The organism is Polaribacter gangjinensis, assembly GCF_038024125.1.
In the GTDB taxonomy this organism is placed as follows: Bacteria; Bacteroidota; Bacteroidia; order Flavobacteriales; family Flavobacteriaceae; genus Polaribacter; species Polaribacter gangjinensis.
This window is the reverse complement of the sequence record NZ_CP150662.1, coordinates 659,259-674,604: the sequence shown is the minus strand read 5'-3', so window position 1 is coordinate 674,604 and position 15,346 is coordinate 659,259. Positions and strand designations below refer to the sequence as shown.

Genomic DNA, 15,346 nt, shown 5'->3' with positions numbered 1-15,346 from the left:
AACGTTAGGCAAAATATGAAAAAACCAAATCCAAAATACAACCCAATTGACTTACTTGTTGAAAGGTTAGCGGATAATTTTGCCAAAGTAAAAGACTTTGATAAACTTCAAGATTCTGAAGAAGGGAAAAAACTATTTGACTTGATAATCAAATCAACGTCGGAGATGGAAAATTTTCAAACCTTATTCCTGAATTATTATATTCCTTCTGCAAATAGGTCAATTGCCGACAGTTGGACTCAAATTTCAAAATCTAAATACAAACATTTATTTAATATTTCAAAAGACGAACTAAAGGAGAATCTTTACGAAACTGTAAGACTTGGTTACGTTGGACTTTTCCATAAATATGAATCTTATTTAAAAGCATTGATTGACGCTACAAACTTTTTACTGAAAGAACTTAATGAAGAAAATAATCTTTTAACTATTGAGGAATATTGTAAAAAGAAATACAAAATAAATATTTTCAAATCACACGACAAATTTGCAATAACAAGTAGAATAAACTACATTTCAAATTGTGTTAAACATTGGGATGGATTTCCTGTAAAAGAACCCTTTCATTCGGATTTTTTATATGTAAATAGGAATGAAAAAATCAGAATAGAAAAAGACATTTTTAAAATTGACATAGATAGATTAAAATCTCATTGTGAATTGTTAATGTCACAGATAATAACAATTGGATTTAAACAATATTTTGAGCTTGACTATGAAATCATCAAAAAAGGTTTGAAACCTGAATTGAAGGACAGTGCTAAAACAAAACAAAAATTGGAAGAAGTAATTAAGAACTTTGATTTTGTTTTATCGGACTTTGAAAAATAAATATTTTGCCTAAACCGTGTATAAAAAATTGCTATTTATAACTTCACCAAAGGTTGTTGCGATTTTGCCAACTTCAGAATTTCCGTTGGAAATTCCTCTTTGTCAAAATCGCAACTTTTCATACACAAACAAGTTAAAAACTCAAACCAACCCAAAAAACTAAATACCCAAACAATGTTTCAAGAACCAAAAAAATAAAAAGAAAATGATCATTTCTTTTTTGAATCTAAACAAGAGTTAGAGAAAGTTTGCAATGCTCCAAAAGATAAAGACGGTGTTTTTAAAGTATTAGAATTCGAAATGGAAAAATAAATTTAGTATACATTGGGTATTCAAGTTCGGGTGGTCTTTACAACGAAATTGTAAACGGATTGCATCATGATAAAAACCCAAGAAATATAGGTTGGACATACCAAATGATCAAAGACAAAACAGATGCTCTTGATATTTATTGTTATGTTATAGAGGGTAAAGACAAGCAAAAATCAGCACAAGTTGATATGTTAAAAGACTTTCATGAATTTACCAGAAAGCTCCCAAACTGGAACAAATAGACACAATCCCCAAACATAATTTTTGTCAACATTTCAAATACTGCTATATTTGAGAAAAAAATGCAATGAGTTTATTTCAAAATGCTGTTTTAAAGAAATATCTAAAAGGCTTAGAGGCTGAGTTGGTAAACAAAGCCTATGAACGGTTTACACAACATTTTCACAATCCTGCTATTCAAGAAAATATCCGAAATTCTAAAGAGGAGCAATATCAAGGCGAATTTTTAATTGACCTTTTTGTAAATGTATTGGGTTATACTAAAAATCCAACCCCAAACTTTAACCTTACTACCGAACTAAAAAACATCAAAGGCTCCAAAAAAACAGATGGGGCAATCTTGTCAAAAGACCCTGATGCTCTGGAAAAAGCACTAGCGGTTATTGAACTAAAAGGTGCAAACACTACTGATTTAAGCAAAGTAGAAACCCAAGCTTTTGGCTATAAAAATAACCAACCTGGCTGTAATTATGTGATTACATCCAACTTTGAAAAACTGCGGTTTTATATTGACAATGCTGTTGATTTTGAGGAATTCAACCTTTTTCAACTCACCAAAGAACGTTTTGACTTGTTATGGCTTTGCCTTTCTGCGGATTATCTGTTAAAAGATATTCCGAAAAAGATGAAAGATGAATCGTTAACGCAAGAAGAAAACATCACAAAAAAACTGTATAAAGATTACGCTCTTTTTAGAAATGAAATTTTTGATGCCATCCAAAAAGAAAATCCTGCGTATGACAAACTAACGCTTTTCAAAAAAACGCAAAAATTACTCGACCGTTTTCTGTTTATCTTTTTTGCAGAAGATCGATTGCTATTACCACCAAACTCCATTCGTGCCATTCTAAATCAATGGACGGATTTGAAAGAAACCTATGATGCTTATTTCCCTTTGTACGACCGATTTAAAAAATATTTCGGGTATATGAACACAGGGCACAAAGGGCAACAGCACGAAATATTTGCTTATAATGGTGGGTTGTTTGCTCCAGATGAGGTATTAGATAACATCAAAATAAATGATGATTTACTCTACAAACACACCACCAATTTGAGTAATTACGATTTTGAGAGCGAAGTAAGTGTCAATATCCTAGGGCATATTTTTGAACATTCGTTGAATGATATTGACGAAATTCAGGCAGAAATCAATAACAATGGGAGTGAGACTAAAACCCAAAGCAAACGAAAAAAAGACGGGGTTTTTTATACTCCTAAATACATTACCAAGTATATTGTTGATAATACCGTTGGCAAACTGTGTGAAGAAAAGAAAACGGAATTAGACATACAAGAAGCCGAATATGAAAAAGAACGCAAAGGACGTAAAACAGCTACTTTAAAAGCCTTATCTCAAAAACTAGAGGATTACAGAAAATGGTTGTTGCAAATTACCATTTGCGACCCAGCTTGTGGTAGTGGTGCTTTTTTAAACCAAGCCTTAGAGTTTTTGATTGCTGAACATCGTTATATTGATGAATTACAAGCCAAATTGTTTGGTGATGCTATGGTTTTGAGCGAAGTAGAAAACTCAATTTTAGAAAACAATTTGTTTGGGGTAGATATCAATGAAGAAAGTGTGGATATTGCAAAACTATCTCTATGGTTGCGAACGGCACAAAAAGGCAGAAAACTTACCTCACTAAACAACAATATAAAATGTGGTAACAGTTTGATTGATGACCCTACAGTTGCAGGCGACAAAGCGTTTCATTGGCAAACCGAATTTCCAGAGATTTTTAAAGAAAAAAACAAAAAAGCTTTTCATATTACTACTGCGTTGCACGATAGTAGAACGTCACAGAGAATGATTGACTATAAAGTGCGCGAACACAGAGATTTGGGTACCAACCCATTGCCCAATTACACAAAGCTATTGCCGGAAGAAGAACTCATCATTACCCAAGAAATCATTGCCATTGCTCAAGAAAAAGCACTAAATATTATGGCATACAATGTCTGTGGTGATCATATCCATTTGTTGCTAGTTTGTGAAGAAGAAGAATTGCCAAGTATTCTGCAAATCATCAAAAGCAAAACAGCCAGAAAAGTAAACATAGCCAAAGGCATTACTACTGCTGCTGCTACAACAAGGGAGCATGCTCCCTTGCCCATGCATACTCCCTTGCCACATGATACTACTATGCAGCGTGGTGAGAAACAAAACAGTTTGTGGACACAAAAATATGGTTGCAATCCTATAAAAGATGAAGCCCATTTACACAACACTGTACACTATATACAAACCAACAGAGCAAAGCATGAGTTGCCCAACAACAAGCAATTAGCGTCTTTATTGGCACATCCTGTTTTGAATCAGTCTTATGACAATGCTTTTACCCCTGAATACAAAGGTGGCTTTGATGTGGTGATTGGGAATCCGCCTTATGTGAGCTCAAAAGGAGAGAGTTTTTCTGATTTAGAAAAACATTATTTTATTGAGAAATACCAATGTGCTATATATCAGATAGATTTATATCTACTTTTTAATGAAAAAAGTCTTTTAATTACAAATCAAAAAGGAATTATTTCATTGATTGAACCTAATGCATGGATGAATAACTTGTTTTTGAAACCTATCCGTAAATTTTTATTAGACAAAACAACAATTTATGAGATTGTAAATACACCTATTGGAGTTTTTAAAGACGCTACTGTTGACACAGTTATTTTAACTTTTGCAAGGAAAACTAAAACTGTTTTTCCAATAAAAATTTTAGAGGCAAAATCACAAGATATTATTTACTTACACTCAAAAGATGCTATTAGTTTTGCTAACAATGAAAATTTTGATTTTGATATATTAGTTTCACAAGAAGCAAAAAAAATTGTTTCAAAATTAGAGATTGAAAAAGTATCTTTAATGGATATATCAGTTGCTTCTAGTGGTATAAAAGAATATGAAAAAGGAAAAGGAAATCCACCTCAAACAGCTGAAGATGTAATAAATAAACCTTTTAATTCAACAGTAAAATTAGATGATTCTTATCAAAAGCACATTTCGGGTTCTGATGTAAATCGTTTTGTTTTAAATTGGCAAGGAAATTATTTAAAGTTTGGCGAATGGATTGCTGCTCCTCGAAACTCAATATTTTTTGAAGGTGAAAGATTAATAATTCGTGAAATCCCTGGCAAAATGGGTTTAATAGTTTCATATACTTCTGAGAAGTATACTATAAAAAATACAGCTCATATATTTAAAATTACTAAATCAGAATACTCTATCTTCGGTTTGTTAGCAATATTAAATTCAAAATTAATGGGGTTTTATTTTAAGAATAAATTTTCAGAAGATGATAATGTTTTTCCAAAGGCAAAATTAGGTCAATGTAAAAAATTACCAATTTCGAACAATATTAGAAACAATATGAATTTTAATAATTCAGTTAAAAAAATAATTAACTCACTCGATGAATTTAATATTTTGACTAAAAATTTTTCAGAATTGCTTTGTTCAAAATGCAACATCTCAAAGCCTTCTACCAAACTCCAAAACTGGCATCAGTTAACCTTTGGCGAGTTTTTAAAAGAACTTACCAAACAAAAAATAGTATTGAGTTTAAACGAGCAAGCAGCATGGATGCAATATTTCAATGAGCAAAAACAAAAAGCCCTTGCCTTAAAAACTGAAATAGACAAAACCGACAATGAAATTGATGCGATGGTATATGAATTGTATGGCCTAACAGCAGAAGAAATTGCCATAGTAGAAGCAGCCACCCAGTAGCAACTGCTACAACAAGGGAGCATGCTCCCTTGGCTTTACATAAAAAAAACATAATTCTCCCTTGGCTAAACATAGCAACAAGGGAGTATGCTCTCTTGCCATTGTATAAAAACAAATGTTTACATTAAAACACCCATAAAACCAACAGTTTTTTATAAAACAACTTAGTTATTTACAGTACTATGACTTTTTCACTGGTTCAGGGGTTTTTTTGTAGCCTTTAAAAAAAAGGGTTGAAAATAGCCATTATTTATAGGAAATAGCAGGTATACCTCAGTAAATTGGCCTATTTATTTTGGTAAAAGATTATTGACTAACATAAAAATAACCAAAATTCGTTAAAAACTTAAAGAAATCTGTTGATAACTTTGTAAATCACTAGTGTTTATAATACCTTATCTTTGAAAATGAAAAAGAGTCGAAGACGATGTTGTATCTAAGACCCCTTTTGAATTGGTAAACTAATTAAAGTTTTAACCTTGTGTATGGTAGCCCAAAGTTACACTTTTTTTTAGTTTACCAATAACAAAATTGTTAATTTTTAAAGCAGGCCAACATCCTGCATTGGTAAACAAAATGAACACATAAACAACTATTTATCTCTCATTGGTAATCAGATTGCTGATGGTCTGCTCATGTTTGTACCTTGGGCGTTGCAACGCGTGTTGTAGAGAATTTGGTGTAGGTACCTTTGAGGTTTCTTTTACAACGACCTCTTGTAATGTTGTAATAAACAAATACACATATAAACAAAATGGGTATTCTTTATAAGGCTCTAAAAAGAGCAAACCCTCAGGACAGAACACAACCTGAGAAATATTACGCAGCTATCGCAAATAATGGTAGCTCAGATTTTGAAACTTTGGCAGAGATGATCTCAGAACAGTCTGCCTTATCACCAACCGATTGTTTGGCGGTGCTGAGCATTTTAGAAGTCAATATCATTCGTGAATTGCGTCAAGGACGTATAGTGCGCTTGGGTAAATTAGGTAGTTTTCAACTATCACTCAATTCAGGAGGTGTTGCTACAGAAAGCGCACTAACGGCGGATGCTATTAAAAAGGCAAAGATTCTTTTTAGACCTTCGAGTAAGTTTCGCGAAATGCTGAAAAGCCTTTCGTTTAATAAGCAGGGATAGTTTTATGAATTAGCAAACCACAAGGTGGTAGCTAATAACTTTAAACCCCGATAACAGTTGGTTATCGGGGTTTTTTGTTTTTATTTGTAGTTTACAAATGACTATTTTTTAGGAATCTGTTTTTATAACCAATAAATAGTAAGAAAAAAAACACCATACACAACCACCTATGATTGATTTTACCAAAGAATACATCCTTGAAAATAACTTAGTTAGATTATCGCCTTTACAAATATCAGATTATGATCATTTTTTGCAATTTGCAAACAAGGAGCCTGAATTATGGACTTATTCATTACTACAGGCAAATTCTCCCGAAAAAATGAAAATCTATCTGGAAAAAGCAATAGAGGGCAGAAAAAACAAACATACGTATGCTTTTACAGTGTTTGACAAACGAACCAATCAATATGCAGGCAGTACCAGGTTTTATGATATTCAAACGGAAAATGCGGCGCTTCAATTGGGGTTTACTTGGTACGGAAAAGAGTTTCAAGGAACAGGAATCAATAAAAATTGCAAGTATTTGCTTTTGGCATTTGCCTTTGAAGTTTTACAAATAGAACGTGTGGAGTTTAGAGCCGATGCTAAAAACGAAAGAAGCATTCGTGCCATGAAAAGTATTGGATGTACAGAAGAAGGAATTCTAAGAAAAAACACTTACAGACCTGATGGTACAAGAAGAGATAGTATTGTGTTGAGTATCTTAAAAGACGAATGGTTTGGTAACGTAAAACATCAGTTAGCAAAACAGGTAAGTCATTAAAAGTTTGTATTAATAACATAACTATGGATTTTAAAAGTTATTTTAAAATCGAGAATCTCACAATCAACATGATATAAAAAAAATCACTACTTTAGGATGCTAAAATTACTATTTTTTTAAGTGTATACAGATCACTTTCAAAAACAAAAATACTTGATCATATGAACAATACACCTAAAGTAGTTTGGATCACAGGCGCTTCGTCTGGAATTGGCAAAGCCATGGCTTTTGAATGGGCAAGATTGGGTTATAAAGTAGCACTTTCTGCAAGACGCGAAAATTTGTTGCAAGCAATTGCACTCGAAATTACAAACAATGGAGCAGAAGCTTTGGTGGTTCCTACAGATATCTTAGTAGAAACTGCTATAGAAAGTGCTGTTCAAAAAATCATTGCAACTTGGGGGCGAATTGATATTGCAGTTGCCAACGCAGGTTTTGGAGTTTTTGGCAGCATTGATACCTTAACAGCTAAAGATTGGAGTAGGCAACTGCAAGGCAATGTCATTGGACTTGCGCTGACTGTAAAATATGCCTTGCCTTATTTGAAACTAACCCAAGGTCGCATTGGTTTGGTGGGCAGTGTTGGTGCATTTGTTCCCAATCCGTATGTGGGTGCTTATGGTGCCTCTAAAGCAGCAGTGCATTCTATTGGCTTAACATTGCAAGTAGAATTATTAAACACAGGTGTAAGTTGTACCACGATTCATCCTGGATTTGTAGTTTCGGAAATTGCACGTGTTGACAATCAAGGTGTTTGGCATCCTGATAAAGTAGACCCACGTCCTGCCAATTTGATGTGGCCAACTCACAAAGCGGCAAAAGTAATGGTCAATGCCATCATCAAACGAAAACGAAACTATGTATTTACAACCCATGGAAAAGTGATTCTTTGGTTGCAACGTTGGTTTCCTGGTATAGTTAGAAATATGTTGGCAAAAGGACCTAAACCTGGATAATAAAACAAGAGTGTGAGCAAACCTTTTTCTGATTCTATTCTAGAAAAAATAAGACAGCAACTTGCTGTTCCTCATATTATTACAACAAATGATGTATTTCATGATGTAATTAGTTGCATTGTAGAACAACAAATTCATTATAGAAGTAGCAAGCGAATTTTTGCCAAAGCCTTAGAACGTTCAGGTTTGGAACGAGTTTCTTTGGAGACCTTTGATTTGTTTGAAAAACACGGAATTTCACAGTTAAAATTATCCATGTCTAAGTTCGAAACCCTCATGGCTTTTTTAGACTTTTGGCGCAACAATACTCAAGACTTTTCATTACTTACTGATGAAGAGGTGAAAACTACACTTTCAGGGATCAAAGGCATTGGCACTTGGACTATTGACATGATATTGCTATACACTTTGCAACGTCCCAATGTATTTCCTGTTGACGATTTTCACGTAAAACAAGTCATGATTTCGCTATACCAATTGCATCCAACACAAAAACTCAAAGCCAATATGCTTGCAATTGCTGAGCAGTGGGGCCATCAAAAATCGTTGGCAACCTTGTATTTGTTGGATTGGAAAAAGCAACAAAAAATGAAATAGTTACACTTAATTTCTCTCTTTGCAGAGGGTTTTATATATTTTTATAGTAGTTTTTAGGCTATGCTGAATAATTACCTTGTTTTGTTATCAATTTTTCAGTTTTTAAAATGAAATTTTCGATTGACAAATGTCAAATTAACAAATGTATAGTACTAAAACAACTTCACAAATATGGTTTTAACTTGAAAAAAAGCATCTAACTGATTCCTAATTTTAATGAAATTTTTAGTACATTCGACGAGGAATTCTGTAGAAATAAAAAGTAGTTTTAACAAAATGAGTACTCATTAAAAGATTAAGAAACTCACATAAACAATATTGAAAATTATGAGAAAATTCCCATTCATCGGCCTGTTTTTGTTGCTAAGTACGTTCTTTTCTTGTGATGAAAAAAATGATGCTACTCAAGAGCAAGAAGCGCAATACATTCAACAATTATTTACAGAAATACAGGCAATGGCAAACAGTGTGCCCTGCGAAAATGAGTCGCAATGGAATTTTACAAGTTATGGAAGTAAGGCTTGTGGAGGTCCTGTGGGATATATTGCATTTTCAACAATTATAGATACAACACCATTTTTACAAAAAGTAGCAGCTCATAGAATTGCTCAAGAAAATTACAATATAAAATGGGGAATTGTAAGTGATTGTGCAGCGCCTGCTCAACCTATTGGTGTGGTTTGTGAAAACAATCTTCCTGTTTTTATGTATTGAAAAAAGTATTTTAAAAAAGAACTATTCATGGCACTCATCAATCCTCATATCAATTTCAATGGCAATGCTGAAGAGGCATTCAATTTTTACAAATCAGTCTTTGGAGGTCAATTTGCCAAAGTGATGCGCTTTAAAGATTTGGAAAGTCCTGATTTTCAAGTATCAGAAAAAGAAGCTCATAAAATCATGCACATTGCATTACCCATAGGAAGCAATGTTTTAATGGGAAATGATGTTCCTGAAATTTTAGGAAAAACCAATGAAAAGGAAAACAGGTCAAAAATTGCCATCAGTGCCGAAAGTAGAGAAGAAGCAGATAGATTGTTCAATGGACTTTCTAAAGGCGGACAGATTGAAATGCCTATTTCAGACAGTCCTTGGGGTTCGTATTTTGGAATGTTTAGAGACAAATATGGTATTGAATGGATGGTAGATTATGATGTAAATTATAAAGGAAAGGTATAGTTAAAATGATGTAAACTGTTATTAATGAGTAATTTTAAAAAAAAACTATGGATATTAAAGCCCTGCAAATAATTGCTGAGATCAATACAAACAGCCAACTACAACAACGTGTTGATCAGTTTGAAAATTTATTGAGTGAATTGCGTAAAAAAGCACTGACTGAATCATTGGTGGTAGCTATCAACAAAATGATTGATGAAATTAATGGAGTGACCACTGAAAAAGAACTTCAAAAAGTACTCAGAAAAATGCCATCTAGATTGATGCAACAAGTTGAAAAAGAAGCCAAAATTGTTCCGAAGTTTTATTATCGCAATCTTTGGATGGCATTAGGAATGTCGGCTTTCGGAATTCCAATGGGCGTAGTATTTGGCTTGATTCTTAAAAATATGGCGTTTTTAGGAATTGGCTTGCCAATAGGCATGTCAATTGGTATTGCAGTTGGCACAGCCATGGATAAAAAAGCGTTGGATGAAGGAAGACAACTGGATATAGTTATAAAATAGTGATTCACGAGTGTTTTACAATTTTAAAAAAATATAAATTAACCCATAAAAACTAATTGTATGTTTACCATAAATCAAATTAAAGAAACCCATTCAAAAGTAAAAAGCGGTGCAGATTTCCCGAATTTCATCAAAGAACTCAAACAAATGGGAGTAATAGGATATGAAACTTTTGTTGCTGACGGACATACAATTTACAATGGAAAGAATGGCTTTACCATTCAAACCGAACCAAAATACTCAAAATTAGAAATTGCAGCAATCAGCAATAAAAATCAGTTTTTAAATGATTTAAAAAATCACCAAAACGGAAATACTGATTATCCAACTTTTTGCAGTGATTGTGCAGCATCTGGCATAGAAAAATGGGTGGTAGATTTACAGCAAATGACTTGTGTTTATTTTGACAAAGCAGCTACTGAAATTTTGGTGGAGAAGATTCCGACTGCTTAATTTTATTGAGGTTTTACGTAAGGTTTAAATAGTTGATTGAGAATTACAATAAAGACTTATTAGGCAGTATCCCACCAAACCAAAAAGAACTTTTGCAATTCGCCAGTTTCACTTTTTAGCCAACACAAAGGAGCGTATTTTTGGTGTTCATATTCCACCGCTTTTTGCATAAAATCTTCATAAGAAATCCAAGAAACTTGAGGGTGTAGAATTAACAACCAATCTTTTTTATTGGGAATATAAAATTTTGCTTTTTGGTAACGCTTCAATTGTGTGGTTTTGGCGTAAAATCCAACAACACAATCCTCATTCAACAATTTGAATTCCGGTAATTTTGAATCTAAAGGCACAAACAATTGCGCTTTAAAGTACACTTGTTGTTCCCATTGAGTATTGTCTAATCCAAGCGTTTTTAAGTAGGAGGTTGCTTCTTTTGAATACAGCAAAGGCAGTTGCTTTTGGCTAAGTTTCGTAATTTTTTCTTGCAAAGAATCTTTTCTGTTAGGCCCAATCCAATGCGCTATTTCTGTTGTACCAACAGTAGCATCATACAAATAAAATTTATAGACAATTTCAATATGATACGGTTTTGAGTCTTTATAAAGAAGGCAATCCAATTCGCCCAAAGTGAGTTTGTCTTGCTGAATTTGAATATTTTCTGCAATGATATTGATGGATTCTTGTTGTTGAAATTCAAAAGAAACAAAGCGTTCAATGTATTTTCCCAATCGTTGATTTTCATCAATCTCAAGGTTTATTTTCGTAAATTTTGGGGCACAAAGAAAGGGTTTCAATCCATGCAAAGTGGTTGTCCACAAAAAAGGTGTTTGTAAAAACCCTTCGTATCTTTTTTGAATTTCTTTTGAATTTTGCTGCATACCAAGCCCTAAATTACAAATCTATTTTGTAATTTACCGTTTTAAATTCATAGAAATGAGTATCGAAAAAGCAACCTTTCAATTCTTACAAGACTTAGCTGAAAATAACAACCGAGATTGGTTTACCGATCACAAGAAACTATTTTTGGCAGCCCAACAAAATGCCAAAACTGTTTTTGCAGCAATTCACGGTAATCTTCAAAAACACGACCAAATAGAAACCTCAAAAATGATGCGTATTTACAGAGACGTTCGTTTTTCGAACGATAAAACTCCGTACAAACCTCATTTTGCGAACTCATTTTCGCGTTTGGGAAAAGAGTTACGAGGTGGTTATTTTATCAGAATCAAACCAGGAGCTTCTTTGGTTGCAGGTGGTTTTTGGGAACCTAACAAAGAAGATTTACACAGAATTCGTCAAGAAATAGCACAAGATGCTACTGATATCAAAGCCATTTTAAATGACCCAACGTATCAACAGTATTTTGGCGGAAAGTTTGAATGTTTTGAAGAGTTAAAAACAGCACCAAGAGGTTTTGATAAAGAGCATCCTGAATTGGATTTGCTCAGAAAAAAAGGCTTTATTGCTCAGAGAAATTTTACTGATAAAGAGGTTTTATCTGAAAATTTTATCGCTGAAGTTGACAACACTTTCAAGGCATTGCGTCCGTTTTTTGATTTATTCAGTGATATTTTAACTACCAATTTAAACGGAGAATCTATACTGTAAGATGTTTGTTCATCTCTCGTTTTACAACGATAATGGTAATGATCGTTGACAATACATCCGAAATTGGAAACGACCACCAAACACCTTCAACGCCAAAATATTTGGGTAAAAAATAGGCGAGTGGAATCAAGAAAATTCCTTGTTTGAGTAAGGTTAAAATCAAAGCGGGCATTGCTTTTCCTGCTGCTTGAAAATACGCAGAACCAATCAATTGCATGGTCACAATAGGCGTTACTAAAAACACCACTAGCAAAGCATGAGGAGTATCAGCAATCAAAGTGGTATCCGTCGTAAAAATGCGAATGATTTCTTCTTTAAAAATCAAAATTCCCACAAAAATGATGGTTCCCAACACCGTTCCAAAAGCGATGGCTGTTTTGATAGTTTCTTTTACGCGTTCCTTTTTTTGTGCACCAATATTGAAACCTGCCACAGGTAAAAATCCTTGTGAAACTCCCAAAACAGGGGATAACGCAAACATCATTACTCGGTTGATGATTCCGTATACAGAAATGGCAATTTCGCCCCCATATTTAAAAAGAGAGTAATTCAAAACAATCATCAATACACTTATGGCACCTTGTCTAACCACAGTTACACCACCCAAAGCCACAATTTCACGAACAATTTTAGGTTCTATGATAAAGTTTTTGGGGATGATTTTCAATTCACTTTTGTTAGATAAAAAGAAATACAAAATAAACAATCCACAACTCGCATACGAAATGGAAGTTGCCAATCCTGCGCCCCACATTCCCCAATGGAAATATTTGATAAAAACAATATCTAAGATAATATTTACAAAAGCTGGAATGATCATAGCAACCATGGCAAACTTTGGTTTTCCTTCGGCTCTAATCACAGGATTTCCCATCATAGCAAATGCCAAAAAAGGAACGCCATAAATAATCACATCAAAATAAGTAGCGGCAATGGGTAAAATTTCTCCTTTGGCTCCGAAAAGTGTCAAAATTGGTACGCTAAAAAACACGCCCAAAATCACAAAAATGATGGCTAATAAAATCGTTAAGCTAATTTGATTTCCAAAAGTTAAAAAGGCTTTGTCAGATTTTCCTGCACCCAAAGCTCTAGAAATGATAGAACTTCCACCAATACCAATTCCCATGCCAATAGATGAAATTAAAAATGCAATTGGTAGCACTACAGTGATGGCTGCAATTGCCAAAACACCAATCCATTGTCCTACAAAAATGGTATCAACAATCATGTTGATAGACATTACTAGAATTCCGATTGTGGCTGGTACTGCTTGTTTAATGAGCAGTTTGCTAATTTTTTCTGTTCCTAAATTGTTTGCTAATTCTACCATAAATCAGTTGCAAAGATGAGAAATAATCAGGATTTTTTATAAAATAGCATATCAATAATAGTTATGCGAATATTAATTTTTTTAAGTTTGTAAAAACCAACAGCATGCATACGATTTTCTCTGTAAAGTTTCGAGTTACTGAAGAAGCTATTGACACATTACATCATGTAAACAATGCAGTTTATGTACAATGGATGGAAGTTGTTGCATCCAAACATTGGGCATTTCTAACCCAACAAAATACCTTGCCTGAATATATTTGGGTAGTCATGAAACACGAGATTGATTATAAAAATCAGGCTTTTTTGGGTGATGAAATCATTGCTAAAACTTGGGTAGGAGAGACCAAAGGCGTGACATCTGTGCGTCATATTGAGTTTTATAAAGGCGATACTTTGTTGGTTGCAGCCAAAACTATTTGGGCAATGTTAGATGCTAAGACCCAAAAACCAGTAAGAATTAGAGAAAAAGTATTGAAAATTTTAGGGATTGGTTCTTAAGGAAATCCATTTAAATTCATTGCGTTATCACGCTAATTAAGAGTTATAAAACTATCTTTGCACAAAATTTGTAAACAATGACCACATTTTCTGCACTTGGAGTTCATAAAAAGTACATTCAAGCTCTTAAAGAACTCGGAATTTCGCAACCAACAGAAATTCAACAAAAAGCGTTGCCTATTTTATTAAATTCAAAAACTGATTTTATTGGATTGGCACAAACAGGAACTGGAAAAACAGTGGCTTTTGGATTGCCATTATTGCATCAAATAGATGCCAATCAAGCTCATATACAAGCATTGATTTTATCGCCAACAAGAGAATTGGTGCAACAGATAAAAAAACAACTGTTCAAATTCACGAAGTTTTCTGAAGAAAAAATCTTTTTAGAAGCTGTTTTTGGCGGTGAAAAAATTGACAAACAATTGTACAATTTATCAAGAACAACCCATATTGTGATTGCAACTCCAGGTCGTTTGATCGATTTGATTGAGCGAGGAACCTTAGATATCAGTCATGTTAAAACCATAGTTTTGGATGAAGCTGACGAAATGTTGAGCATGGGTTTTAAACAAGATTTGAATAGAATTTTAAAATTCACGACCAAGCCCGATAGAAAAACGTGGTTATTTTCAGCTACGATGCCTGAAGAAATTAAGAAAATAATCAAAACTTATATGGATGCAAATGCGCCAAGAGTAGAAATCAATAAAGATTTTTTGGTGAATGCAAACATCAGACATCAATTTGCAAAAACCACGATCAAAGATAAAACAGATGATATCATTGCGTTTCTTGAAAAAAGAACTTCGCAAAGAGGCATTATTTTTTGTAGAACCAAAGCAGGTGCTCAAAATTTAGCCACTCAACTTATAGAAAATGGTTTTTCAGCAGCGGCTTTAGAAGGAGATATGCAACAAAAAGAACGAGATAAAGTGATGCGTGCTTTTAAAAATGAAAGTCTACAATACTTAATTTCTACGGATGTTTCAGCACGTGGTATTGATGTAAAAGGATTGGAATTTGTCATTCATCATCAATTGCCAGAAACCAATGATTACTATACTCACAGAAGTGGACGAACTGCTAGAGCAGGAAAATCAGGTACATCCATTGCTTTTATTTTACCTTCGGAACTAGAACGAATTCAACAATTGCAAAAAGAACTGTCAATCAAATTTACAGAAGTAACTGTGTAAG

At 33.6% G+C, this 15,346-nt stretch carries 16 protein-coding genes; 14 read left to right on the top strand and 2 right to left on the bottom strand.

Features of this window, described 5'->3' with window-relative positions; genetic code table 11:
* The first annotated feature begins 15 nt into the window (after window positions 1-15).
* The 11 genes from WHA43_RS02990 to WHA43_RS02940 all read left to right on the top strand — a co-directional run bounded on the left by WHA43_RS02990 (window position 16) and on the right by WHA43_RS02940 (window position 10,708).
* On the top strand, window positions 16-831 hold the full coding sequence (locus tag WHA43_RS02990) for a hypothetical protein (RefSeq protein WP_105045665.1): 816 nt from the start codon (window positions 16-18) through the stop codon (window positions 829-831).
* A 371-nt stretch (window positions 832-1,202) separates the two neighbouring features.
* On the top strand, window positions 1,203-1,385 hold the full coding sequence (locus tag WHA43_RS02985) for a hypothetical protein (protein WP_211290302.1): 183 nt from the start codon (window positions 1,203-1,205) through the stop codon (window positions 1,383-1,385).
* Window positions 1,386-1,450: 65 nt separating this feature from the next.
* The gene (locus WHA43_RS02980; RefSeq protein ID WP_105045664.1) at window positions 1,451-5,113 is read left to right on the top strand and encodes an Eco57I restriction-modification methylase domain-containing protein; all 3,663 of its coding nucleotides are present in this window, start codon (window positions 1,451-1,453) and stop codon (window positions 5,111-5,113) included.
* Between the two features lie 754 nt (window positions 5,114-5,867).
* Window positions 5,868-6,251: an HU family DNA-binding protein gene (locus tag WHA43_RS02975; protein WP_105045663.1), complete on the top strand. Its 384-nt coding sequence runs from the start codon at window positions 5,868-5,870 to the stop codon at window positions 6,249-6,251.
* 169 nt (window positions 6,252-6,420) lie between these two features.
* Complete coding sequence (locus tag WHA43_RS02970; protein ID WP_105045662.1) at window positions 6,421-7,017, top strand: GNAT family N-acetyltransferase; 597 nt, start codon at window positions 6,421-6,423, stop codon at window positions 7,015-7,017.
* A 161-nt stretch (window positions 7,018-7,178) separates the two neighbouring features.
* On the top strand, window positions 7,179-7,973 hold the full coding sequence (locus WHA43_RS02965) for an SDR family NAD(P)-dependent oxidoreductase (protein WP_105045661.1): 795 nt from the start codon (window positions 7,179-7,181) through the stop codon (window positions 7,971-7,973).
* Window positions 7,974-7,985: 12 nt separating this feature from the next.
* Window positions 7,986-8,570 carry a DNA-3-methyladenine glycosylase family protein gene (locus tag WHA43_RS02960; protein WP_105045660.1) on the top strand — a complete coding sequence of 195 codons (585 nt, stop codon included), beginning with the start codon at window positions 7,986-7,988 and terminating at the stop codon, window positions 8,568-8,570.
* A 327-nt stretch (window positions 8,571-8,897) separates the two neighbouring features.
* Window positions 8,898-9,284 (top strand): hypothetical protein, encoded by a 387-nt coding sequence (locus tag WHA43_RS02955; RefSeq protein ID WP_105045659.1) that lies wholly within the window; start codon window positions 8,898-8,900, stop codon window positions 9,282-9,284.
* 27 nt (window positions 9,285-9,311) lie between these two features.
* Entirely contained in the window at window positions 9,312-9,749 is a 438-nt protein-coding gene (locus WHA43_RS02950) for a VOC family protein (RefSeq protein WP_105045658.1), read from the top strand.
* A 47-nt stretch (window positions 9,750-9,796) separates the two neighbouring features.
* Window positions 9,797-10,255, top strand: coding sequence for a hypothetical protein (locus WHA43_RS02945; RefSeq protein WP_226742933.1), 459 nt, complete (start codon window positions 9,797-9,799; stop codon window positions 10,253-10,255).
* A gap of 60 nt (window positions 10,256-10,315) precedes the next feature.
* Entirely contained in the window at window positions 10,316-10,708 is a 393-nt protein-coding gene (locus tag WHA43_RS02940) for a DUF1398 domain-containing protein (RefSeq protein WP_105045657.1), read from the top strand.
* Between the two features lie 59 nt (window positions 10,709-10,767).
* Here the strand turns inward: WHA43_RS02940 and WHA43_RS02935 are convergent, their stop codons facing one another.
* Entirely contained in the window at window positions 10,768-11,586 is an 819-nt protein-coding gene (locus WHA43_RS02935; RefSeq protein ID WP_105045656.1) for a DUF1853 family protein, read from the bottom strand.
* Between the two features lie 55 nt (window positions 11,587-11,641).
* Between WHA43_RS02935 and WHA43_RS02930 the strand changes: the two genes are divergently transcribed.
* On the top strand, window positions 11,642-12,316 hold the full coding sequence (locus tag WHA43_RS02930) for a DUF2461 domain-containing protein (RefSeq protein ID WP_105045655.1): 675 nt from the start codon (window positions 11,642-11,644) through the stop codon (window positions 12,314-12,316).
* On the opposite strand, the gene WHA43_RS02925 is transcribed toward WHA43_RS02930, so the two are convergent.
* Window positions 12,306-13,646 (bottom strand): MATE family efflux transporter, encoded by a 1,341-nt coding sequence (locus WHA43_RS02925; protein ID WP_105045654.1) that lies wholly within the window; start codon window positions 13,644-13,646, stop codon window positions 12,306-12,308. The genes WHA43_RS02930 and WHA43_RS02925 overlap by 11 nt on opposite strands.
* A gap of 104 nt (window positions 13,647-13,750) precedes the next feature.
* On the opposite strand from WHA43_RS02925, the gene WHA43_RS02920 reads away from it, so the two are divergent.
* Both WHA43_RS02920 and WHA43_RS02915 read left to right on the top strand, forming a co-directional pair.
* The gene (locus WHA43_RS02920; protein WP_105045653.1) at window positions 13,751-14,146 is read left to right on the top strand and encodes an acyl-CoA thioesterase; all 396 of its coding nucleotides are present in this window, start codon (window positions 13,751-13,753) and stop codon (window positions 14,144-14,146) included.
* A gap of 77 nt (window positions 14,147-14,223) precedes the next feature.
* Complete coding sequence (locus tag WHA43_RS02915; RefSeq protein ID WP_105045652.1) at window positions 14,224-15,345, top strand: DEAD/DEAH box helicase; 1,122 nt, start codon at window positions 14,224-14,226, stop codon at window positions 15,343-15,345.
* Window position 15,346 lies beyond the last annotated feature (1 nt).